Origin of the sequence: Methylococcus mesophilus (assembly GCF_026247885.1) — a bacterium.
Lineage (GTDB): Bacteria > Pseudomonadota > Gammaproteobacteria > Methylococcales > Methylococcaceae > Methylococcus > Methylococcus mesophilus.
This window is the reverse complement of the sequence record NZ_CP110921.1, coordinates 2869804-2890656: the sequence shown is the minus strand read 5'-3', so window position 1 is coordinate 2890656 and position 20853 is coordinate 2869804. Positions and strand designations below refer to the sequence as shown.

27 protein-coding genes, 2 pseudogenes and 1 other annotated feature are annotated in these 20853 nt (G+C 61.1%); of the genes and pseudogenes, 17 read left to right on the top strand and 12 right to left on the bottom strand.

Translation table 11 applies throughout. The annotated features are described in order from the left end of the window. Window positions 1-16: 16 nt before the first annotated feature. From OOT43_RS13725 to OOT43_RS13715, 3 genes are all read left to right on the top strand, one after another. Complete coding sequence (locus OOT43_RS13725) at window positions 17-352, top strand: hypothetical protein (protein WP_266021138.1); 336 nt, start codon at window positions 17-19, stop codon at window positions 350-352. Window positions 353-358: 6 nt separating this feature from the next. After that, complete coding sequence (locus tag OOT43_RS13720; protein ID WP_266021137.1) at window positions 359-604, top strand: hypothetical protein; 246 nt, start codon at window positions 359-361, stop codon at window positions 602-604. Window positions 605-869: 265 nt separating this feature from the next. Next, entirely contained in the window at window positions 870-1247 is a 378-nt protein-coding gene (locus OOT43_RS13715; protein WP_266021136.1) for a BP74-related protein, read from the top strand. A 102-nt stretch (window positions 1248-1349) separates the two neighbouring features. On the opposite strand, the gene OOT43_RS13710 is transcribed toward OOT43_RS13715, so the two are convergent. After that, window positions 1350-1748 (bottom strand): TCP-1/cpn60 chaperonin family protein, encoded by a 399-nt coding sequence (locus OOT43_RS13710; RefSeq protein WP_266021135.1) that lies wholly within the window; start codon window positions 1746-1748, stop codon window positions 1350-1352. Window positions 1749-2202: 454 nt separating this feature from the next. Between OOT43_RS13710 and OOT43_RS13705 the strand changes: the two genes are divergently transcribed. Genes OOT43_RS13705 through OOT43_RS13685 form a run of 5 tightly spaced genes read left to right on the top strand, consistent with a single transcriptional unit; the run spans window position 2203 to window position 5194 of the window. After that, window positions 2203-2796, top strand: a complete 594-nt coding sequence (locus OOT43_RS13705) for a glutathione S-transferase family protein (RefSeq protein ID WP_266021134.1) — start codon at window positions 2203-2205, stop codon at window positions 2794-2796. Window positions 2797-2798: 2 nt separating this feature from the next. Then, window positions 2799-3101, top strand: a complete 303-nt coding sequence (locus OOT43_RS13700; protein ID WP_266021133.1) for an aminotransferase-like domain-containing protein — start codon at window positions 2799-2801, stop codon at window positions 3099-3101. A 44-nt stretch (window positions 3102-3145) separates the two neighbouring features. After that, window positions 3146-4000: an aminotransferase-like domain-containing protein gene (locus OOT43_RS13695; RefSeq protein ID WP_317134076.1), complete on the top strand. Its 855-nt coding sequence runs from the start codon at window positions 3146-3148 to the stop codon at window positions 3998-4000. 28 nt (window positions 4001-4028) lie between these two features. After that, window positions 4029-4277, top strand: a complete 249-nt coding sequence (locus OOT43_RS13690; protein WP_266021132.1) for a glutathione S-transferase family protein — start codon at window positions 4029-4031, stop codon at window positions 4275-4277. Next, window positions 4274-5194 (top strand): EamA family transporter, encoded by a 921-nt coding sequence (locus OOT43_RS13685; protein ID WP_266021131.1) that lies wholly within the window; start codon window positions 4274-4276, stop codon window positions 5192-5194. The genes OOT43_RS13690 and OOT43_RS13685 overlap by 4 nt, the downstream gene beginning before the upstream one ends. Before the next feature lie 76 nt (window positions 5195-5270). On the opposite strand, the gene pdxR is transcribed toward OOT43_RS13685, so the two are convergent. Then, window positions 5271-6719, bottom strand: coding sequence for a MocR-like pyridoxine biosynthesis transcription factor PdxR (gene pdxR / locus OOT43_RS13680; RefSeq protein ID WP_266021130.1), 1449 nt, complete (start codon window positions 6717-6719; stop codon window positions 5271-5273). 89 nt (window positions 6720-6808) lie between these two features. Between pdxR and OOT43_RS13675 the strand changes: the two genes are divergently transcribed. The 5 genes from OOT43_RS13675 (at window position 6809) to OOT43_RS13655 (ending at window position 9692) form a co-directional block, all read left to right on the top strand. Next, a complete protein-coding gene (locus OOT43_RS13675; protein ID WP_266021129.1) occupies window positions 6809-7264 on the top strand; it encodes a 2,4'-dihydroxyacetophenone dioxygenase family protein in 456 nt (151 codons plus the stop codon). Window positions 7265-7528: 264 nt separating this feature from the next. Further along, a complete protein-coding gene (locus tag OOT43_RS13670) occupies window positions 7529-8275 on the top strand; it encodes a haloalkane dehalogenase (protein ID WP_266021128.1) in 747 nt (248 codons plus the stop codon). Window positions 8276-8315: 40 nt separating this feature from the next. Further along, window positions 8316-8732, top strand: a complete 417-nt coding sequence (locus tag OOT43_RS13665; protein ID WP_266021127.1) for a VOC family protein — start codon at window positions 8316-8318, stop codon at window positions 8730-8732. Between the two features lie 28 nt (window positions 8733-8760). Then, the gene (locus OOT43_RS13660; RefSeq protein ID WP_266021126.1) at window positions 8761-9153 is read left to right on the top strand and encodes a YybH family protein; all 393 of its coding nucleotides are present in this window, start codon (window positions 8761-8763) and stop codon (window positions 9151-9153) included. A 26-nt stretch (window positions 9154-9179) separates the two neighbouring features. Further along, complete coding sequence (locus OOT43_RS13655) at window positions 9180-9692, top strand: hypothetical protein (RefSeq protein WP_266021125.1); 513 nt, start codon at window positions 9180-9182, stop codon at window positions 9690-9692. A gap of 160 nt (window positions 9693-9852) precedes the next feature. Here OOT43_RS13655 and OOT43_RS13650 read toward each other — a convergent pair whose 3' ends face one another. After that, window positions 9853-10509 carry a pyridoxamine 5'-phosphate oxidase family protein gene (locus tag OOT43_RS13650; protein WP_266021124.1) on the bottom strand — a complete coding sequence of 219 codons (657 nt, stop codon included), beginning with the start codon at window positions 10507-10509 and terminating at the stop codon, window positions 9853-9855. Between the two features lie 209 nt (window positions 10510-10718). Here OOT43_RS13650 and OOT43_RS13645 point away from each other — a divergent pair, with 209 nt between their 5' ends. Continuing rightward, the gene (locus OOT43_RS13645) at window positions 10719-11471 is read left to right on the top strand and encodes a helix-turn-helix domain-containing protein (protein ID WP_266021123.1); all 753 of its coding nucleotides are present in this window, start codon (window positions 10719-10721) and stop codon (window positions 11469-11471) included. Between the two features lie 54 nt (window positions 11472-11525). Here OOT43_RS13645 and OOT43_RS13640 read toward each other — a convergent pair whose 3' ends face one another. Next, entirely contained in the window at window positions 11526-11693 is a 168-nt protein-coding gene (locus tag OOT43_RS13640) for a hypothetical protein (RefSeq protein WP_266021122.1), read from the bottom strand. A gap of 371 nt (window positions 11694-12064) precedes the next feature. Between OOT43_RS13640 and OOT43_RS13635 the strand changes: the two genes are divergently transcribed. Together OOT43_RS13635 and OOT43_RS13630 are read left to right on the top strand one after the other, a co-directional pair. Continuing rightward, window positions 12065-12694: a DUF2239 family protein gene (locus tag OOT43_RS13635; RefSeq protein ID WP_266021121.1), complete on the top strand. Its 630-nt coding sequence runs from the start codon at window positions 12065-12067 to the stop codon at window positions 12692-12694. Window positions 12695-12844: 150 nt separating this feature from the next. After that, complete coding sequence (locus OOT43_RS13630) at window positions 12845-13486, top strand: Vat family streptogramin A O-acetyltransferase (RefSeq protein ID WP_394358061.1); 642 nt, start codon at window positions 12845-12847, stop codon at window positions 13484-13486. Between the two features lie 169 nt (window positions 13487-13655). On the opposite strand, the gene OOT43_RS13625 is transcribed toward OOT43_RS13630, so the two are convergent. From OOT43_RS13625 to OOT43_RS13610, 4 genes and pseudogenes are all read right to left on the bottom strand, one after another. After that, entirely contained in the window at window positions 13656-13871 is a 216-nt protein-coding gene (locus OOT43_RS13625) for a hypothetical protein (RefSeq protein ID WP_266021119.1), read from the bottom strand. Beyond that, on the bottom strand, window positions 13837-14379 hold the full coding sequence (locus tag OOT43_RS13620) for a hypothetical protein (RefSeq protein ID WP_266021118.1): 543 nt from the start codon (window positions 14377-14379) through the stop codon (window positions 13837-13839). The genes OOT43_RS13625 and OOT43_RS13620 overlap by 35 nt, the downstream gene beginning before the upstream one ends. A 5-nt stretch (window positions 14380-14384) precedes the next feature. Then, window positions 14385-14696 carry a winged helix-turn-helix domain-containing protein gene (locus OOT43_RS13615; protein ID WP_266021117.1) on the bottom strand — a complete coding sequence of 104 codons (312 nt, stop codon included), beginning with the start codon at window positions 14694-14696 and terminating at the stop codon, window positions 14385-14387. Window positions 14697-14817: 121 nt separating this feature from the next. Then, window positions 14818-15105 (bottom strand): annotated as a pseudogene (locus tag OOT43_RS13610) (response regulator); the annotation flags it as partial. A 333-nt stretch (window positions 15106-15438) separates the two neighbouring features. Here OOT43_RS13610 and OOT43_RS13605 point away from each other — a divergent pair. Next, window positions 15439-16014, top strand: a complete 576-nt coding sequence (locus OOT43_RS13605) for a class I SAM-dependent methyltransferase (RefSeq protein ID WP_266021116.1) — start codon at window positions 15439-15441, stop codon at window positions 16012-16014. Window positions 16015-16097: 83 nt separating this feature from the next. On the opposite strand, the gene OOT43_RS13600 is transcribed toward OOT43_RS13605, so the two are convergent. The 4 genes and pseudogenes from OOT43_RS13600 to OOT43_RS13585 all read right to left on the bottom strand — a co-directional run bounded on the left by OOT43_RS13600 (window position 16098) and on the right by OOT43_RS13585 (window position 20703). Continuing rightward, a protein-coding gene (locus OOT43_RS13600; RefSeq protein ID WP_394358008.1) for an IS3 family transposase occupies window positions 16098-17203 on the bottom strand; the annotation gives its coding sequence in 2 pieces (ribosomal slippage) (window positions 16098-16945 and window positions 16945-17203; 1107 coding nt in all). A 174-nt stretch (window positions 17204-17377) separates the two neighbouring features. After that, window positions 17378-18472: pseudogene (locus OOT43_RS13595) on the bottom strand (IS3 family transposase). Next, window positions 18078-18194, bottom strand: a sequence feature (AL1L pseudoknot). (Overlaps the previous pseudogene by 117 nt.) A gap of 387 nt (window positions 18473-18859) precedes the next feature. Beyond that, window positions 18860-20002: a cation:proton antiporter gene (locus OOT43_RS13590; RefSeq protein WP_394358060.1), complete on the bottom strand. Its 1143-nt coding sequence runs from the start codon at window positions 20000-20002 to the stop codon at window positions 18860-18862. A 149-nt stretch (window positions 20003-20151) separates the two neighbouring features. Beyond that, the gene (locus tag OOT43_RS13585; protein ID WP_266021114.1) at window positions 20152-20703 is read right to left on the bottom strand and encodes an SH3 domain-containing protein; all 552 of its coding nucleotides are present in this window, start codon (window positions 20701-20703) and stop codon (window positions 20152-20154) included. Window positions 20704-20853 lie beyond the last annotated feature (150 nt).

Genomic DNA, 20853 nt, shown 5'->3' with positions numbered 1-20853 from the left:
AACTAGGGGACTCGCTATGACGCCTCACAGTCCTGCCGGTACCAACCAGGATGGGAGGCCTGCGAGACAGCAGTGCGTCTGCCTGGCGGTGCTGCTCACCGCCACGCTGTGGCCTTGGGCTGGCTTCGGCCAGGATCGGCCCGCGGAGTTGATGCTCGATTACCAGGCCTTTGACCAGATCCCCGCAGGCGGCTGGCGGAAACTCGCCGATGCGGGACGGCGCGGTACCGCAGCCCGGCTCATCGACCGCTACGAAACGGAATCGGCGGCGCTGGAAACGTGGCAGCGGATGAGCTTGCGGTTCCATGCCGGCCAGCTCCATTCCGCGGCGGGGGAAAAGGACGTGGCCTAGGCGCGTTTGAAGTCGGCCCTTTACGAGCGGGAGCCCCCCGACTCGCCGGTTTGGTGGAACGCCTACGTCCGCGCGACCATAGCCTTCCCGGAGCGGGACCGGAGCAAGCTGAGCGAGCTCCGTGAGGAGATCGCCCGCGGACCGATGCTTCAGGGTGTCGTGCCAAACCTGGATGCGGTCGACCGCTTGATCGAGTACTTCGAACAGCCCTATGCCGTTGCGTACGGAAAAGGATTCAACGCGTGCCATTGATGTATATCTTTATCCGGGCGATATAGGCTAGGGCATCGCCACGCCTGTTCATGGTTCGGGAAAATTCTGATGCAAAGACTACGAACCTTGCCGCCGATTTAGCGGACCGTCGTCCGGATAGGTTCCTGCCTCTGCGCTTGCTCCACGCCATCTCAAGCGGCGAAGGGCAGCGTATTCGTCGCCAGCGATCCTTACGCGGTCCTGGTCAACGGCGAACCGCAAGCCGTTGCCCTTCAGCCTCATCGGATACTGGAAGCGTGCCCGGATGCAGATTCCCAAAAACGAGCCGATGGCCGCGTACTTCGCCTTCGAGCAGACGAGTCCGAGCGGACGGCCGCTCGAAATCGTCTTCGGGCTTTACGACGAAATCCGGATCGCCCAGGCCCGAGCCCTTTTGGCCGACCCGGCTTCGCGCGGGAATCACGTGTCCGGCAAGATCGTCCCGAAGCCGGCAGGGTACAACCCCGGATGGTCGTACCACCTCGTCCCGGACTCGGTGAGCTTTTTCCAGATGCAGGCGGAAGTCTGTGACGCCAATGCCGTCTACGTGGAAGAGCATCTCAGCGAGGTCGGCGGCAGCCTACTGCCCGGAGGCTTTTGGTGTCCGTGGTCTTCCAGGCTTTCCCGCGAGATCGTGCCTTGATGACAAGGGTGGAGGCCGTCGCCTCGCACCGCTCGCCGGATCGGCGACGCGGTGCCAGCTCGAAAGGCCTGCAGGCCGCCGGCACCGGTCCGGTAAGCGGATTCAGACCCTCGGATCTTCCCGGGTCGCGGCGGCCCATTCCGCACTGAAGCCGGCGAACGCATCCGCGTCGGGGACTTCCAGCACCACCGCTTCGGTGGTGAGGAAGGTGCCGGCGACCGATGCGGCTTTCTCCAGGGCCAGCCTGAGCACCTTGGCGGCATCCCAGATGCCCTTGGCGTGCAGGTCGCCGAAACTTCCGCTTTCCTGGTCGCAGCCCCAGCCGGGATTCGGGTGGTCCATGACCTTGGCGACGACGGCCTCCCCCGACAGCCCCGAGTTTTCCCCGATGACCCGCAGCGGCTCCGCCAGCGCGGAGCGGACGATGCCGATGCCGCGCGCTTCGTCCGCGCTGCGCGCCCCGAGTTCGGCCAATCGTAGGGCGGCGCAAAATTTCGCCATCTTTGGCGTAATTTGACGTAAATACTTACGGCAAGGACACACGGAAATCGGTGCCAACGTGGGGACTCCATAGACGTCTTAATGGACAGCGCGGAGTTCGAGTTGATTGCGAAAGACGAAGGCGGAGACGCGTGCCAGTTGCGCGACCGCTTTCCATGCGCAGTTGCGAGATCATGGCGTGCGCCGCATAAACCTCCGCAACTTCAATAGGCCGCTTACGGCCCTGGACGACTATCGCGATGATCGGCGTCGTCTGCTGCCGGCTATCGCAGTTCAAGAACGCGTCACCTAGAGCGTTGTATCGTTCAATATCGAGAGAATTCGTGACTGTATTGCCTCCGCGACCGGTACAGGTCGGCCGGAGAGAGAGCCAGTTGTATCTGTATTGCCTGGGTCCGGCGCCTTATTGTACGGCTGACGGGATGGATCAACACCTGGCCAATGAGGAGCGCTAATGAAGCTGTACGACATGGAATTTTCCGGCAACTGCTACAAAATCAGGCTGTTTTGTGCGTTGCTGGAACTGAGCTATGAAACCGTCCCCGTGGACCTGTTGAAGGGGGAACATAAGACGGCGTCCTTTCTCGCCATGAATCCGCGTGGGCAGGTGCCGGTGCTGGACGATGCCGGCAGCATCGTGTGGGACTCCATGGCCATACTGGTGTACCTGGCGAGAAAATATGGAAACGAACAGTGGCTTCCAACGGAGCCCGAGCCCTTGGCCCGCGTCATGCAATGGCTTGCGGTATCCGAAAACGAGATCCTCTATGGACTGGCACGGGCGCGGGCAGTGGCCAGATTCAACCGTCCCTGGGACTTGGCGGCCTGCCAGGCGTTGGGTAGAAGCGGTTTGGCCGTCCTGGAAGATCATTTGCGGCACAAGCCCTGGCTGGCCGCCGACCATCCGACCCTCGCCGATATCGCCTGTTATCCCTATGTGGCGCTGGCGCCGGAAGGCGGCGTGACCCTGGACGGTTTTCCCTCCGTCGGACAGTGGATCGCACGGGTGCAAGCCTTGCCCGGCTACGTGGGCATGCCGGGACTGTGACCATGAACCCGCGACTATCCCGCCGCGCCGCGCGGCTTACCAGTTCCCTGATACGCGACATCTTGCAAGTGACTCAACGGCCGGGGGTGATCTCCTTCGCAGGCGGGTTGCCCGCGCAGGAACTGATGCCGGCCCCGGATTTCACCGGCCTGACTGAAGACTGCCGGCAATATGGCCCCAGCGAAGGCGAACCCGCCTTGCGCAGCCTGACTGCGCTAAACCTCTCCTCGCTGGGTCTGACTTGCGGTGCCGATCAGCTTCTGGTGACTTCCGGCTCCCAGCAGGGCATCGACCTGCTGGGTTAGCTTTTCGTCGATGAAGGCTCCCCGGTGTTGCTGGAAGCGCCCACCTGCCTAGCCACGATTCAGGCGCTGGACGTGTACGGGGCGGAATTCCGGGGGGGCTTCCTTTATCTGCCGAGTGCATCGACCCGGACGCGCTGCGCAGGGCCATCGCCCACAACCGCCCTGCGTTCGTCTATCTCATACCGACCTTCCAGAACCCCTCCGCCTGTTGCTATACGGGCGAAGTCCGGCGTGCCGTGGCCGGGGCTCTCGACGAAACCGGGGTGCCTTTGATCCAAGACGATCCCTACCGCGACCTGGTCTATCAGCCCGCAGACCGGACGCCGATCTGCGCCTATCTGCGTCGGGCGCCCTGGGTGTATCTGGGGAGCTTCTCCAAGATCACTGCGCCAGGCCTTCGAGTCGGCTATCTTGCTGCATCGCCCACGCTGTTTCGAGGGCTGGTGCGGCTGAAGCAAGCCAGCGATCTGCACACCAACCGGCTCGGTCAAGTCTGGCTCGCACGGTTTCTGAACTCGGATGAGTTCGAAGCGCACAGGGCGCGCATGATCGGCGTCTACCGGGAGCGGCGTGATGCGATGCAGACCGCGCTGCTGCATCATTTCGCAGAACTCGCCGAATGGCAGGTGCCTGTCGGAGGGCTGTTCTTCTGGCTGCGCCTGAGCGCAGACTGCGATACGCTGGCCGCGCTCCAGGCGGCCTTGGCGCGGGATGTGGCGTTCATGCCGGGAGAGCCGTTCTTTCCCTTATGGAGCCTCCCCTACCCTGCCGTCCGGCTGAATTTCAGCCACGCGGCGCCGGAACCGATCGAACAGGGGATCGCCGTGCTCGGCGAACTCTTGAGCGGGCTCGCCGAAGGCGTTCCAAGCCGGCACAGCCGAGCCGCGGTATCCGTTTGAACCTATTTCCGCACGCTGGATGCCTCCCATGACTCCGACCTCGATCCTCGGCCACAAGAACTACTCGTCCCGTGCTCTGCGGCCCTGGCTGTTCGGCCAGTTCGGCATCCTTGACGCAATGTACCCGCCGGTGGCTTTGCGCTTTCATACTTATCAGATCGAGGCGGAGCCTGCGGTGCGGGAATACGTGGACACGGTGCTCGGCCATCCGGCCGTAGCAGAATGGATTGCGGCAGGCAAGGCGCAAGCCGCGGTTATTCAGGCATTCGAGAAATGAAGACGAGGATCTGGATTGCGTTGCTGGCGGTTTATCTGGTTTGGGGTTCGACCTACCTGGTGATCCGCTTTGCGGTGGAGACCCTACCGCCATTCCTGTCGGCGGGACTTCGCTTCCTCGTTTCGGGTCTGCTCCTGCTGGCGTGGCGATACCCAGCCGGCGATGCGCTGCCGACACTGAGTCAATGGCGGTCGGCCGCGATCGTCGGTACCCTGCTGTTGCTCGGCGGCAACGGCTTGGTCTGCTGGGCCGAGCAGACCGTTCCTTCGGGGGTAGCGGCGCTGATGATCGGCGCGGTGCCGATGTTCTTGGTTTTAGCCGATACCCTCAGGCCCAATGGCGTCAAACCGACGGGCCGCGTGCTCGCCGGCTTGGCCGTCGGTTTCTGTGGGATTTACCTGCTGGTCAGCCCTTCGGAGTTTTCCGACGGATTGCTGTTGAACGTATTCGGCGTAGCGGCACTTCTGCTTGCCGGTATGCTTTGGGCCATCGGCTCGGTCTACAGCAAGACTGCAGATCTGCCGAAGTCTGCCTTGATGACCACGGGGGCGGAAATGCTTGCCGGCGGTTTGTCCCTGATGCTCGCCAGCGGTCTCAGCGATGAATGGACGGGATTCAGCTTTGCCCAGGTCTCCACTCACTCCTGGCTGGCATTGGCGTATCTCATCGCCTTCGGCTCCATGGTGGGCTTCGCCTGCTACATCTGGCTGTTGCAGAATGCGCCCATCCCCCTGGTCGCGACCTACGCCTATGTGAATCCGCTGGTGGCGGTGTTTCTGGGCAACTGGTTCGCACAGGAGCCGCTGACGCCGCGCATCCTGGCCGCGTCGGCGATCATCATCGGGGCGGTGGTATTCATCAACTCGGCGCACCGATCTCGGGTCCAAAGAGCTGCGGCGCCGGCCGAGAGCGAGTGATGGGCCAGGACACCAGAAGAGCCTAACTGTCTTTGGACGGGATCCGGCTAAAAGCAGGGATGACATGACCAAGTGCTCATTCAAAGCGGCTGATAATCTTTGCCAGTCGCTCGATTGCGGCATCGATCCGGTCCGAGCGGATCATTCCGTAACCCAGAACCACGCCGTTGGGCGCCGGCTTTTCGGCGGAGTATCGCTCTAGGGCATGAAGGCGAATGCCATCTACCGCCGCCGCCGACCCCAACTCCCCAGCCGGAATCTCCGGGCTCAGCACCGCCGCCAGGTGGAGGCCCACCGCGTCCCCCACGGGATGCATCCAATCGCCGCCATGCCGCGACACCGCCCGGAGCAGGGCCGCGCGCCGCCCGGCGTACACCCTGCCCATCTTGCGCACGTGGCGGGCCAGATGGCCCTCGCCGATGAAGGCGGCCAGGGTGTCCTGGGACGGCGTCTGGCAGTGCCAGTCGGCGCACGCCTTGGCGGCGACAAGTGCCTCCAGCGCCCAGGGCGGCGCCACCACGAAGCCCAGACGCAGCTCCGGGAACAGGCTCTTGGAGAAGGTTCCGACGTAGCAGACCGAGCCGGTCCGATCCAGCGTCTGCAGCGCGTCCAAGGGGCGGCCTCCGAGGCGGAACTCGCCGTCGTAATCGTCTTCCACCACCACGGCCCCCCGTTCCTGCGCGAATTCGAGCAGGGCGACCCGGCGCTTCGCGGAAAGAGTGACGCCCAGGGGAAACTGGTGAGAGGGAGTGACGCAGATCACCCGGGCCTCGTCGGGCAGGCGATCGACCCTCAGGCCTTCGTCATCGACCGGGATGGCGGCGAGTCTCGCGCCGGCGGCGGTGAAGGCATCCCGGAGTGGCGGATAACCGGGGTCTTCGACCGCGACCACCGTTCGGCCCCGCGTGACCAGGATGCGGGCCAGCAGGTCGAAAGCCTGCTGGGCGCCCGCCGTGACCACGATGTGTTCCGGCGAACAGGAAACCGCCCGGGCAAAGGAGACGTGCTTGGCGATCGCCGCCCGCAGCGCCGGCCGCCCCTGTGGCTGGCCGTAGACTGCCGGTGTTTTCGACCAGGCTCTGAGGGCCCTGGCGGAGAGGCGCCGCCAGACCGGAAAGGGAAACGCCGATTTGTCAGGGAGGCCGAGCCGGAAGTCGAAGGGAAAGCACTCATCGTCCACCCCGGGAAGCGCCGGCAGCCGGCGCCAGGCCTCATTCAAACGGCTGTCCGAGCCCGGCTCGCCGGGCGGTCGGCGAGCCGGGCGCGGTGAGATGGCGGCCACGTAGGTTCCGGAACCCGGCCGAACGGCCAGATAGCCCTCGCTCAACAACAGCTCGTACGCCGCCATCGCGGTGTTGCGGGACACACCGACGGCGGCGGCGAAGGCCCGTGTCGAAGGCAGCCGCGTATCGGGCTGGAGCCGGCCGTCGAGGATCGCATCCCGCAGCTGTCCGTACACGGAACGCAGCAGCGCCCGGGAGCCTTTGGGCGGCAGGACGATGGGCAGTTCGAAAAGTGGCTCCATGATTTTTGCGATTTGTGGTCCTTTTTCGCGGTCGCTCGCCGCCCTATTGTGCCGGCACCTTCCCTCACTATCCGGCAAAGGAGCATCTCATGTTGGCTACCGAACCATTCATCCCCGCAGACTCGGGCAACCCTCAGCTGCCGTGGATTTCCATGGGCCCCGGCATTTCCAAGAAGCTGCTGGCCTTGTTTCCCGAGCGCGGGGAATGGGTCACACTGCTGCGGCTGGAGCCGGGAGCATGCGTCCCCCTGCATCGGCACCAGGGCGAAGTTCACGGCTACGTCCTCAGCGGATACCGGCGCCTCGAGCCGGAGGGACGGCTGCTGGGTCCCGGCGCTTACGAGTACGAGCCGGCCGGCCACGTCGACACCTGGACCGCCGGGGGCGATGAACCCTTGGTGAGCCTGTTCTTCGTGCGCGGCGCGGTGGAGTACCTGGCTTCGGACGGCTCCCTCCTGCGCCGGGAAACGGCCGATACCAACGCCGAGGAATACCGCCGCGCCTGCGCCGAGCAGGGCTTCCTCCAACTCGACCTGCGTCGCTGATCAGGTTGCCCCGGCGTCGGAAGCCGCGGGGGCTGGCGCATACAAGATCAGGAGTGCCGATCATGTTCCCATCCGGGATTTCCGCTGTCGATCACCACCCCAGGACGCGCGTGCCGGTCCTGGATGCCGAGATGAGCTACGTCGATGTCGGCGAAGGCGCACCCATCGTGTTCCTGCACGGCAACCCGACCTGGTCCTACCTGTGGCGCAACATCATCCCCATGTCCAGCCCTCGGCCGCTGCCTGGCGCCGGATCTGGTGGGGATGGGCCAGTCGGGCGGTGCGCCCGCGTCGGCTTATCGATACTTCGATCACGCCCGGTATCTCGATGCCTGGTTCGAGGCGGTGGGCATCGGCGGTGAGGTGATCCTGGTGGTCCACGACTGGGGCTCGGCCCTGGGCTTCCATTGGGCCCGCCGCCATCCGGAACGGGTGCAGGGCATCGCCTATATGGAAGCCCTGGTGCAACCGAGACTATGGTCCGATTTTCCCCCGCCACGGGAGCAGATCTTCCGCCGCCTCCGCGCGGAGGAAGGCGTCAGGATGATCGCGGAGGACAACTTTTTCGTCGAGACCGTGCTGCCGAAGAGCATCCTGCGGAGTTTGACGGAGGAAGAAATGGACGCCTACCGGCACCCGTTCCGTACGCCGGAATCCCGACTGCCGACGCTGGCCTGGGCCCGCGAACTGCCCATCGACGGGGAGCCGCGGGACGTCGCCGAAGTGGTCGAAGCCTACGGCGCCTGGCTTGCGGCCTGCGACATCCCGAAGCTGTTCCTCAACGCCGAGCCGGGCGCGTTGCTGGGACCGCGCGCACGCCGATTCTGCCGGCAATGGCCGAATCAGACCGAAATCACCGTGCCGGGCATCCATTACCTGCAGGAAGATTCGCCCCGCGAAATCGGCACGGCGCTGGCGCGGTTCGTCGCCCGGCTCCGCGCGTCGGCGGTCCGGCCACCAGCGGAGACCGCTGGACCAGAGACGAAGCGATCGACCACTCTCAGGGTGTAACGCCTGAAACGAATTTCCCAATCCAAACCAGGAGAGGTACATGCAAGTTAAGTCCTATCTATTTTTCGACGGCCGCTGCGAAGAAGCGCTGGACTTCTACCGCAAGGCGCTGGATGCCGAAGTAACCATGCTGAAACGTTTCAAGGAAAAGCCCGATGCCTCCGAGGAATATGGCGCACCTACGTCCGGTTCCGAGGACAAGATCATGCATTGTGAGTTCCGCATCGGCGAGACCGCAGTGCGGGCTTCCGACGGCCGCTGTCAAGGGCAGCCGAGCTTCCAGGGCTTTGGTTTGTTACTTTCGGTCCCCGATGAGGCTTCGGCCGAGCAGACGTTCAACGCCTTAACGGAGGGCGGACAGGTACAGATGCCGTTGGGCAAGACTTTCTTTTCCCCCCTCTTCGGGATGGTCGTCGATCGCTTCGGCGTGCTGTGGATGGTAGTTGTGGCAGCGTGAAGCGTCGCTTTTCATGTGAGGAGGAATCATGAACGCGGATGAACTAGCCATCCGAAATCTCGTTGCCCGCTGGCACAGTGCTTCCGAGGCAGGGGATGTAGAAGCAGTCCTGCGCCTTATGGACGAGGATGTTGTGTTTCTTGTTGCGGGTCACCCGCCAATGAAAGGTCGCAGCGCTTTCGAACAAGGGCTGCGCGGGTTGCTGGCTTTGAACCGCATTGAAACCACGAGTGAAATCCAGGAAATAGAAGTCTCGGGACATCTGGCCTATTGCTGGAGCGTGCTCAACGTTCGGGTCATACCAAAGGTTGGCGGTCGTCCGGTAGTTCGGTCAGGCAGTGCCGTATCCATTCTCCGTAAGCAGACCGATGGTTCGTGGCTGGTGGTTCGCGATGTCAACCTATTGGCCGTGGTAACGTGATGTCCAACCCATCGACCGCAAGCCCGATGACCGAAGCGCTTCATGCGAAGGGCCCGAATGTCGAGTATCGAGATAAGCTCATGCAGTTCGGCCGCCTGGTCGGCAGTTGGGACCTCGATGTGATTTACTACGACGAATCGGGGAAGGTACAGCGCCGAACACCAGGAGAGTGGCACTTCGGCTGGGCACTTGAAGGCCGGGTTATCGAGGATGTCTGGATAGTCCCACCACGCTCGCTGCGACCGTCTGAAGGTCAGGCTTCTGGGGAGTACGGTGTTACATTGAGATTCTACGACCCTCGGATTGATGCTTGGCGGTCAACTTGGCACGGCCCTGTGAACGGCATCGTTTGGCCCTTCATCGCGCGTCAGGTCGGTGAAGAGATGGTCCTGGATCGGACCCGAGAAGATGAAAGCCTTAGCCGGTGGATATTCAGCAAGATTGAGCCGGACTCATTCTACTGGCGCGCAATTACGTCAACGGATGGAGGAAAGACGTGGCGGCTTGAACAAGAGATGTTTGCAAAGCGCCGCCGTTGATAGATTGCTTCCGGTGCTTCAGCGTCACCGTGAACCGCTCGTGTTTACCGAGCCATAGACTTCGATATCGTTGAGCATCTGCCCGTGGGCGAGTGATGTGCATCCATTTCTACATCGTTGAATCCGGCGCCCAAATGAATCAGGGTGATTTGATACCATCTTAGCCTTCGCCGCGCATCACCATTACGCCGTATTCTTCCGGTGTAATCGTTCCGCCCAGCTTTTCAGCAATACCCCTGTCACGTGCCGGCAAGGTATCCTGCAAGGCATCGATACGCTTCCATTGCGGCCCCGGTGTTTCGCATCCGGCTTGCGGCGCGTATTTGGAAGTCGCCACACGCCGGTATGAGTGTATATAGCGCGGGCAATTGATGAAAACCTCGGTAACTTTCACCCGCACCACCATCTCGGCCTCGTGGAACGCCTGGAGCAGCGGGTCGTTGCGGTCTATGTTTGCTTCGCCGTGTACGCGTATGCGGTGCGGAATCTCAAAGTCGATGAACAGCATGCCGACCTTGCTGTTGGCGGTAATGTTACCCGTGGACAGGAACATGCCGTTGCCGTCGTAGCTCGGGAACGCAATGGTCTTGCCGTCCACCACGCGCACAAAACCCGGCAAGCCGCCCTTGTAAGAGCAGGTGGGGTAGCCGCGATGGTCTACGGTGGTAAGGAAAAACATATCCCGACTTTCGATGAAGCCCCGGTGCTCTGCGCTGATTTCCGGCTGGACGATGATGTCTTTGACCCTGCCTGCCATGCTGGCGGTATCGAAGGACTGTTGCAGGGCAAGATGCTGGCTGCCGTAAATTTCGCTCATGGTAACTCCGGGACGAGTAAAAAGGCTGCGCTAAACCAGCGCGATTTCCGTAATGGATCGATGCGGAACAGTATGCGCGGTTCCGTTTCTGTCCGCTGGCCTGAGACGGAACGAAAACTTGACTGGAACGGCGGCTTCTTCGTTTACATCCAGCCGTTGCACTTCTACTATCGGGGACCGATTTTTACGGCGATGGGGAGCTATGATCAATGGGCCTACCGACTCCGACGGCAGTCACGCTGTCGACAACCGGGGTGCCCAAGCGGGAAAGGCTCGGTTGGCTGCGCGAGGTGATCGCCCGGGAGTATGTCAAGGTCGAAATCAGCCCGCCCTCTGAGGGGAACCTCTTCAGCGAAATGACGATCCCCCCCTGGGAGAACCTGCGGTTGCCCGTCATCCGATCGAGTGCCATCGCCATCGAACGGCTCGCCGGTGAACCATACCAGGCCAGCCAGGATGCCTACTTCGCGGTTATCCTGCTCTCGGGCCGATACGCGCTGGAACAGCAGGGACGGGAGGTTTTTCTCAAGCCCGGTGATATCACGTTCTACGATGCCACGCGTCCCCATCGTATCCACTGCCCAGGACGTTTTTCGAAGCTGATTGTCTCCATTCCGCGGATGACGCTGCGAGAGCGGATCGCCGGTATGGAACACTGTACGGCGCGGCCTATTTCGGGGAGACAAGGTATCGGCGCCGTGGCCAGCGGCGTGGGCTTGTCTTCCCGTTACGTCAACGAGTTGTTCCAGGCGGAAGGGACGTCCCTGATGCGCCATGTTTGGCAGCGCCGACTGGAGCAATGTCGCCGCGACCTGATGGATCCTGTCCGCTCAGGCTGCAGTCTATCCGAGATCGCATTCCGCTGGGGATTCAACGACTTGTCGCATTTCAGTCGGGCGTTCAAACTGCGCTTCGGCTGTTCGCCGAATGGCTACCGGCGGCAATATCGACAACTTGGCTAGATTCTGGCGCCGCGCCGCTTCCGGGGTTCGCTCGTGAAACGGAAAAATCGTAGGCTAGGCCTCGATCGTGCGAAGCGGTCGGAATTTGCCTTGTTCGATGGACTTGCTCTGCCGCCAGATGTAGTCGCCGGCCAGATTGATGAGTTCCCAGCCCAGAGATAAAGGGAGCGGCAGCAGTCTCTCGTCGATGTCCGTGCCGGAGTTCGGTGGCCATTGCGCCACCAGCCGCGACTGCTCGCGGCCACCTGGCAGGCGGCCGTTTCCGCAGCGCCCACCACTTTCAACTCCCGATACGTCATCGTGTCCCGACCCAGGTGCTTGAGCTGTATCGCACGCAGCCGGTGCCGCAGCTCCGCTATGATTGGCCGGTTTAGTCCGCGCCTGGCCTCAAGATTGTTGGACAACCTGCCAACGCTAGATGTAAAGGCGATCTGGGCAACGCCCTCCCCCGCTAATTAGTGGACATTGCCTCTACCAGACCCCGCCGAGCCAGATGGGCCGGGGACGGATGTCTAAATTTTACCCGGGTGATATTGATCCTTTATTTCATCCGGGTAAAATAAGAGCCTCCCGTTGATTTGAGTCCAACCACCATGAATACTGACACACAACCCACCTGGATTGCCTTCGCAGATACCAAGCGCATTGCCTTCGGCAGACCACGAGATGTGGCTCGAACAGTGAAGTCTTTTATTGACTCGGAAAGTCAGGATTCGATCCTGATTTTTGATGCGGTTACGAGCCATCCTGTAGAACTCGATTTTCGCGGTTCGATGTCAGTGGTCCTGGATCGACTACTGGCCATCGCCCCGCCAGAAGAGGGGCAGGCGCCATACCCACCGCTGAATGTGCGGCGATCAGCCGGGCGTCCGAAGTTGGGGGTCACGGCTCGTGAAGTCACATTGCTCCCCAGACATTGGGATTGGCTCGCGTCTCAGCCTAGCGGGGCTTCTGTAGCCCTGCGAAAACTCGTCGAGCATGCCATGCGCGCCAATAAAGAAGACGACCGGGTACGCCAGGCCCGAGAGGCCGCTTATAGATTTATGCATGCTATGGCAGGAAACGAACCGGGTTTTGAAGAGGCCACACGAGCCTTATTTGCTGGCGATTACGACCGATTAAGCCAGACAGTGGCGAGCTGGTCTACCGATGTAAGAGAGCACGCTATCGACTTGGCGAAGGCGTCCGTCGTTGGGAAACAAGAGCTCGAACACGCCCCTTGATCGACGTTCGAGCGTATGGCTTTGTGGATTTCCGACACTGGCTATTGATCCTGTCCTATTTTGAGCGTACAGACCATGTCCGTGAAGCCCGGGCCGTTGCCGATCTGGCATACGGAAAGTCGGGCCTGGTTATATTACAAGGAGCTGATTTTGAACGGCCCAAGCTCACAGGAAAAGCATCCGATGGCAGGCTTCCCTCAAGTTTGTTTCATCAAGAATGTCGTCAAAAATCCAAATATCGTGATAGGCGATTATACCTATTTCGATGACCCGGAAGATTCCGAGGGGTTCGAGAGAAATGTACTTTACCACTTTCCGTTTATCGGAGATAAACTGATTATCGGCAAATTCTGTGCGATTGCCCGTGGAGTGAAATTTGTCATGAACGGCGCCAACCACAAACTGTCAGGGATATCGACATATCCATTCCAGATTTTCGGAAACGGCTGGGAAAAGGTTATGCCTGGCCCGTGCGATCTGCCGTACAGGGGCGACACCGTGATTGCCAACGATGTCTGGATTGGCTATGAGGCGATGATTATGCCAGGAGTAAAAATCGGGAATGGTGCGGTCGTGGCCGCTCGTGCCGTAGTGGTCTGCGACGTACCAGCCTATACCATCGTTGGTGGCAATCCCGCAAAGCCTTTGAAACAACGCTTTCCGCCGAGTGAAATCGATATATTGGAATCGATTGCTTGGTGGAACTGGTCGATCGAAAAGATTACGCATCACTTGGATAAGATCGTATCGGGAGACGTCAAAGCATTGCAGTCTTGTGTAGACAATGAGTAGTTATTTCCGCGAATGTCGCCAGAGAGTTTTACGTTTCAATGTGCCACAAAGTGTTGAGACGGGATTGACCAGTTCGACTACCTGATACCATACCATATAAATATTGAGGTTTTTGGAAACCATGAAATATTTATGTATGGTCTATTTCGAAGAAGAAAAAATCGAGGCCTTATTTCAGGGCGTTGTCGACGAGATTGGTGAAGGCTCGGCGCAGCGAAACCGGCCGCCCCTCATAGGTCAGGTGCAAAGGCCCCGAATAAGAAGCCTCTTTTCCGGCATCGTGAAGATTGTCGCACAGGCTTTGTAGCAGCATGGCTAGATCGACCGGATTGGTGGCTTCCGCTCCCACATCATCGCCAGCGAAGGACAGGGTCGACTGCAACATGGCCTGCATGTCGTCCAGGTCGGCTCCGGCCTTCCTCTTCGCTGGCGATGACGAATCGGAGCCAAGGATCGTCCGAAAGCGCGATCCAGACCTCCGCCGGTCCCGGCTCCGGCGTCAGCCATCCAGCGGCTCCGGAAACACCGGACGGATAGCCCGCCGCAACGCGCTCCAGCCCGTGCGCTTCGACGAGGACGCGAATGTCTCGCGCCAGATGATGGGTCATGCCGTCCTGGCGCAGCGGCGGGGGCGTGGCGCGAGGCTCCCAGACTACCGCAAGACCACGCTCGTTCAATGCGGGAAGCAGCACGGGACGGGTATCCGGCAGCACCCGATTCATGATCGAAGCGATGATGGCGACGCGGTGCAGGTTCCGACAAGTCTCGTCCCAGCCTTTGCCGTGAAAAAAATCCAATTGGAACACGGAGAGGCTGACCGTCGCCGTGAACACCAGGCCCGCAAAGAGCAGCCCGACGGTTCGGCCGGCAATGCTGTCGGGCCAGGATCTCATAGCGATCACCGTTCGCGTTCGACGCGCGGTGTGAACAAATAGCCGCCGCCGCGCACGGTCTTGATCAGCGCTGGACCGTTGGGATCGGCCTCGACTTTGGGGCGCAATTGGCTGAGTTGGACGTCCACGCTGCGGTCATAGGCGGAGGCCGCGCGTCCCCGCGTCAAGTCCAGCAACTGATCGCGGTTCAAGACGCGCTGGGCATGCTGCGCAAAGGCCGCCAGCAGGTCGAACTCGCCACCGGTCAGCGGCATCAGCACGCCTTCGGGGGAATGCAGTTCGCGCTTGGCGAGATCGAGCCGCCAGCCGTCGAACACCAAGGTCGCCCCCCGTCTCCTCCCGGCTGCCCGGAACGCTGTCGCTGCGCCGCAACACCGCCTTGATGCGGGCCAACAGTCCACGCGGGTTGAAGGGCTTCACGACATAGTCGTCGGCACCCATGTCCAGACCCACGAGACGTTCGGTCTCATCGGCCAGCGCCCTCAGCATGATGACCGGAAGACTCGAAGCCGCCCGTAGGCTCCAGCACAGCGCGAGGCCACCTTCGCCGGGCAGCATCACATAGAGGACGATGAGGTCGAAACGGCCCGTTTCCAACAATTTGGCCATGCCCTTGCCATCCGTGGCCGCATCCACCCGAAAGCCGTGCCGGGCGAGGAAGCCGGTCAAGAGTTGTCGAAGTCCGCGGTCGTCGTCGACGATGAGGATGTGGGGAGATCGCGTCATGAAGGCATTATGCTGAATAGTCCGCCCTGCTTAAGGGTGAGTTTTGTAACGGAAGATTGCAAAGGCGAATACGGAAACCGTGCGTTACCAAAACCGGTTCGCGGTGAAATCGTTCGGTTACCCGCGAGGACGACCATCCGCTGCATCGATAACGGAAAAAGCGAAAACCATGACCGCGATGCTCATATTGGACCCGCTCAGTCTCCTGCCAAGATGGCTGATGCCTAGGGCCTGGCTTGCCCGGCTCCTTCTGCACCGTCTCTTGACGACCCGCAGCCCCGCTCTCAACTCTCTGGCGACCTATTTTTTTGCGTACTATGGAGAGAGGCCGCGATGAGCCAAGAAAACAGCATCTTGATGCGCCTGTTTGGGCGACCCCAAGGGTTTATGGGGCGGATGGGCGGCTCCATCATGGCGCGCACGAACCGGAACGCCGCTGCCTGGGTGGTCGAACTCCTGGACATCCAACCTAATGACAGCGCCCTTGAAGTGGGATTCGGTCCCGGCGTCGGCATTCAGCTTCTGGCCCGGTTGGCTCCGGAAGGCTATATAGCGGGACTGGACTCTTCCGGGGAAATGGTCGCGCAGGCCATCGCTCGAAATTGGACAAATGTCGCAATCGGCCGAGTCGACTTGCGGCACGGCTTTGTGGAGCGTCTCCCATTCGAAGACAGCCGCTTCGATAAGGCACTGGCGATCAATACCTTGCAGGTTTGGCCCGATGTTACGGCTGGACTTGCGGAAATGCGGCGCACCCTCAAGCCGGGCGGCAAGATTGCCGTGGCGTTTACGCCCTATTCGGGTCAGGTGAACCGCGGATTGTCGGAAATGCTGACGTTAGCCGGCTTTGTGGAGTCGCGCGTGGTGGTGGCGGAACCGGGCTTCTGCACTTTGGCTGTCAAACCATGACCCTATACGCCGCATTCAAAGATTACCCGAGTTGGTGAAGTCACTTTTCCGGCAGCCTGAATGCCAATGACCTGCTCCCCGATTTAGTCCGAAACGGACATAGAGTCTGCGGTTAAAAATGTGTCTGCAAACTGATCTGGCGTCAGGTAAGCCAACGAACTGTGGGGGCGTTGCTCATTGTATTCCCGACGCCACTCCTCAATGACTTGGCGAGCATGGCGCATCGAGACGAACCAATGCTCGTTCAGGCATTCATCCCGGAATTTGCCGTTGAAGCTTTCGATGTAGGCGTTCTGCTGTGGCTTACCTGGCTGGATGAAGCTCAAGCACAGTCCTTGGCTATCGGCCCATTCATCCAAAGCCTTGCCGGCAAACTCGGGGCCGTTGTCGACGGTGACTGATTTGGGCAATCCGCGGATCTCTGCCAGCCGTTGCAGCACACCGACTACACGTCTGCCAGGCAGCGAAGTATCGACTTCGATGGCCAAGCACTGCTTCGTGAAGTCATCGACGATATTCAGGCACCGCAGCCGCCGACCATCGGCCAAACCGTCCGAAACATAGTCCATAGACCAACTCTCGTTAGGCGCCGATGGCGCGACCTTGATTTGGCGCTCCACGCCGGCAATGCGCTTCCGCTTTCGTTTGCGGACCATCAGGCCGGCCTCGTGATACACGCGATAGGTGCGCTTTCGGTTGATTTCCCAACCCTCTCGGCAAAGTAGCACGTGCAGCCGGCGATACCCATAGCGCCGCTTCTGCGCTGCCAATTCGCACAGTCGTTCCTTGAGCTCCTGGTCTACTGGCCGCTTAGCTTCGTAGCGATACAGCGACCGAGAAATACCGATCAGCCCACAAGCCCGCGTGACGCCCATCTGGTGCTTTGTCATCAGATGGGAGACCGCCACCCTCTTGGCTTGTGGGCTTACCACTTTCGGCCTACAACCTCTTTCAACGCAGCATTGTCCAGCATCGCCTCCGCCAGCAGGCGCTTGAGCCGGGCATTCTCGGTCTCCAGTGCCTTGAGCCGCTGCGCATCCGACACTGTCAGGCCGCCGTATTTCGCTTTCCAGTTGTAGTACGTCGCCTCGCTGAGCCCGTGCTTGCGGCACAGCTCCGCTACTTTTAGGCCGGCTTCGGCTTCCTTCAGGATGCCAATGATCTGTTCTTCGGTGAAACGCTTCTTCATGCTGCCTCCTATCGAGGCAGACTCTACATCACGACCGGACTAATCTCGGGGAGCAGGTCACCAATACATCACTATGTGACGCTACTTTCGAGAAAGTTATAGACCGGGCGATTAAATATCTTGAAATATGGGGGGTGAACCGCCCCGGGAATCGTGGAGGCGGGTTGGTTTAAGTCAGGCTGGAATGGCGGCCTGAGTGGCGAGTTGCCGGTAGTAGTTTGCCTCAGCGTCTGCGGGCGGGATATACCCGATGGGTTCAAGCAGCCTGGAGTGGTTGAACCAGGACACCCATTCGAGCGTGGCCAGTTCGACGGATTCCCGGGTCTTCCAAGGCGCCCGCCGGTGGATCAACTCGGCCTTGTACCGTCCGTTGATCGTCTCGGCCTGGTTGGCGGGCGTACAGCGCTTGCTCCAGTGCATCCAGCACGAAATCGGTGTGCATGGAAGCGCTCACCCGCCAGCCGACGATGCGCCGGGCAAACACGTCGACGACGAACGCCACGTACAGCCAACCTTGCCAGGTCGAGACATGGGTGTAGTCCGCCACCCAAAGCCGGTTAGGATGGTCGGCCTTGAACTGCCGGTTGACCCGGTCCAGCGGGCAGAGCGCCTCAGGGGCGCTGATCGTAGTGCGCACCGACTTGCCACGGATGACGCCGCGTAGACCCTGACGTCGCCTGAGCCGCTCAACCGTACAGCGAGCCACCGCGATACCTTCTCGGTTCAGCTGCCGCCAAACCTTGTCGGCACCATAGACCTGCAGGTTGGCTTGCCAGACGCATTCGATCTGCGGGGTCAGGGCCGCGTTGCGGTGGGCACGTGCACAGCGCAGGTCAGGGTTGCGCTGCTGTGCCGCATCGCGCCTGTAGCCCGACGGGGCGATCTGCAACACCTTGCAGATCGGCTCGACCCCGTGCCGGTCGCGATACCGATCGACAAAGGCCCTTAGGATTTGAATCGGCGGTCGAGCTCCGTTTGGGCGAAAAAAGCGCTGGCGAGCTTGAGGATCTCATTGGCCTTGCGCAGTGCCTTCGCCTCGCGCTCCAGCTCCTTGAGGCGTTGCTGCTCAGCGGAGGTCGCACCCTCTCGTTGCCCGGCGTCGCGTTCATGCCGTCGCACCCACTCCAGCAGCGTCTGGGGCGTGCAGCCCATCTTGCCGGCAATGGATTCAACGGCGGCCCATTGCGAGGGGTGCTCGTTGCGGCGCTCCAACACCGGACGAACGGCGCGCTCGCGCACCTCGGGGGAAAACTTCGTAGACTTTTTCATGGCTCCATATTCTCAACGGGTGGAGCCTCCACCAAACCCGGGGCGGTTCAAAACAGCCCCAAATCCCATGGCTTAGTTTTTGTGATCAGCCGGTCGCGGGTTCGAATCCTGTCACCAGCTCCATTAGGTCAAGGATTGATTTCACTTCCCCCCCTCGCCTTCGGCTCGCCGGACCCCATCTGTGTTCGCTACCGCCTTCATGAGGCGACGGTACAGGCTCTTGACATAGCCCCCCGAGAATTCTGCTCAAGCCGCGCCCCTCCGCACCATCTCCACTCACGATCATGACTCTCTCCCAAAGGGAGGCGCGAGCAAAGTTGAGCGCCTTTCAGTTTAAATTCCAGGCGCCCGACTCCTGATCCCGTGTTTTTCCCGGCCGATTTTCCTTCAGCTCGACAGCAAACTTTCAGACCGCTCCCGCTTTCGCTGCCTCAGTGTCATGGCCGCAAGCGGAAAAACCAGTACAGAAAGAATTCCAGCTCCGACCAGCGCCGTGGCGTTTTCGGGAAGCATGCGGCCGGTAGCTTTTCCAATCTCCGTGATGACGACGATCAAAGGCAAACCAGTGGCCGAATAAAACGCCAGGGCGTATCGCTCGGCGGTTGGAAGACTCCGCCGGTAAAGCCACGCGGGGAGCCCGCGAATGACCAGAAGGAGCAGGAGAAACAACGGCACCCGCATCAGGGCATTGGGGTTGGAGAACAGGCCGACGACATCCATTTGGGCACCGCTGGTGACGAAGAAGATGGGAATCAGAAAGCCGAACCCGAGAGCGTCGAGCTTGTGGCGGAAGGGCTCGGCTTCGGGCGAGCGGGCGACCAGGCCGACCAGGCTCCCTGCGGCAAACGCGCCCAGCAACAAGTCGAGGCCGAAGCTGTCGGCGAGTACGACCGAACCGCCCAATAGGAACATCGAGAGACGCACGGGCAACTGGCTCGTGCTGTGCAGGCTGCGCGAGAGCAGCGCGACAACTCGCGGCGGACGCAGTTGCAACGCCAACGCGGCGCAGGCGATAGCAATGAGCACGAAGGAAACCAGCATGCCGGAGCGCAGAGCGACGCTCTGCTCCCCGGTCAAAATCAGCGAAAACAGGATGATCGGCCCGAACTCTCCGATCGCTCCAGCGCCCAGCAGAAATCGGCCGAATTCGGTGTCGAGTTCGCCGGCATCCCGCAGGATGGGGAGCAAGGTGCCGATTGCCGTGGTGCTGAGGGCAACCGCGACCAACAGCGGATCGGAAACGATCCCGGCCGCATGAAGCGAAAACGTCAACAGCAATGCCAACATGATGGAGAACAGCCATCCGATGGCACCCAAATTGAGCGGAGGACCGCGCAGCGAGGCGAAATCGATCTCCATCCCGGCCAGGAAGAAAAGGAACGACATGCCCAGGGCAGACAATGTCCTGATAGCGCCCTCGACGGAAATCAGGTCAAGGACCTGCGGCCCGACGACGATGCCGAACAATATCTCCAGCACGACCAGCGGCAGGCGCAACCGAATGGGCAGTTCGTTGAACAGCGGCGCCATGGCTGCAACGAACAGGATGACAAGAAGCGCGTGTGGATGGGCGGCGGGCATCTGAATGATTTCCGGAAGTGGTGGGTCGTACCGATAACTTTGTCAGGGCGCCGTCGGACCCGGCCCCCAAAGCTCGGGAACGAGGCGGGTTCGCCCGTTCAGAATGGATCGAAGGCCTTGGGAATCGGACGCGGCGTACTCGACGGCTCGGGAGCAGGAACCGCCGGCGCCGCCGGTTCGGACGGCTGGACGGGTGAGGCCGGCAGGTCTGCAAGTTCGACGGCTGGCTGCGCGGGCCGTGCCGCTGTCGCGTCATCCGGCTTCGGCGGTTCGACCGGGGGCATTTCCTCTGCGGGTTGCGGATGTTGAACAGGACCGCCGCCTTGCGCAGGCAGCCGCCAGATGAGCTTTGCGTTGTCTACCCATCCCTCAAGCCCGGTCCGGGACGCGAGGATGTAGGCATAGCCGTGTTCGGTCCGCGTGCGGGCAACTTTTTCGTGCAGCGGCAACCGTCCGACGATTGCCGAGCTGCCGGAGGCGCCGGCATGTACCACCAGGTTTGCAACCCCGGAATAATAGGTCTGGCCGGTTTCGGGCACGGCCGAGGGCGAAGATCCGCCGAACCAGTCGGAAAGGCCCCGGTGGGGGCCGGAACAGCCACCGACGACCGTGGCGATGGCGAAAGCGAGGGCGATACGTAATGTCGTCATGCCACTTCCGACAAACTGACAAAATGGGGCCTAAGGTCAAAGATTTTCCGCCGAACAATGCCCTCGCCGCCAGGCCTTGTCAACCGAGCGTTGAGCCGACCGCCATGCCCGGCCGGTTCGTCGTGCGGAACAGCCGCCATGGTCTCCGGG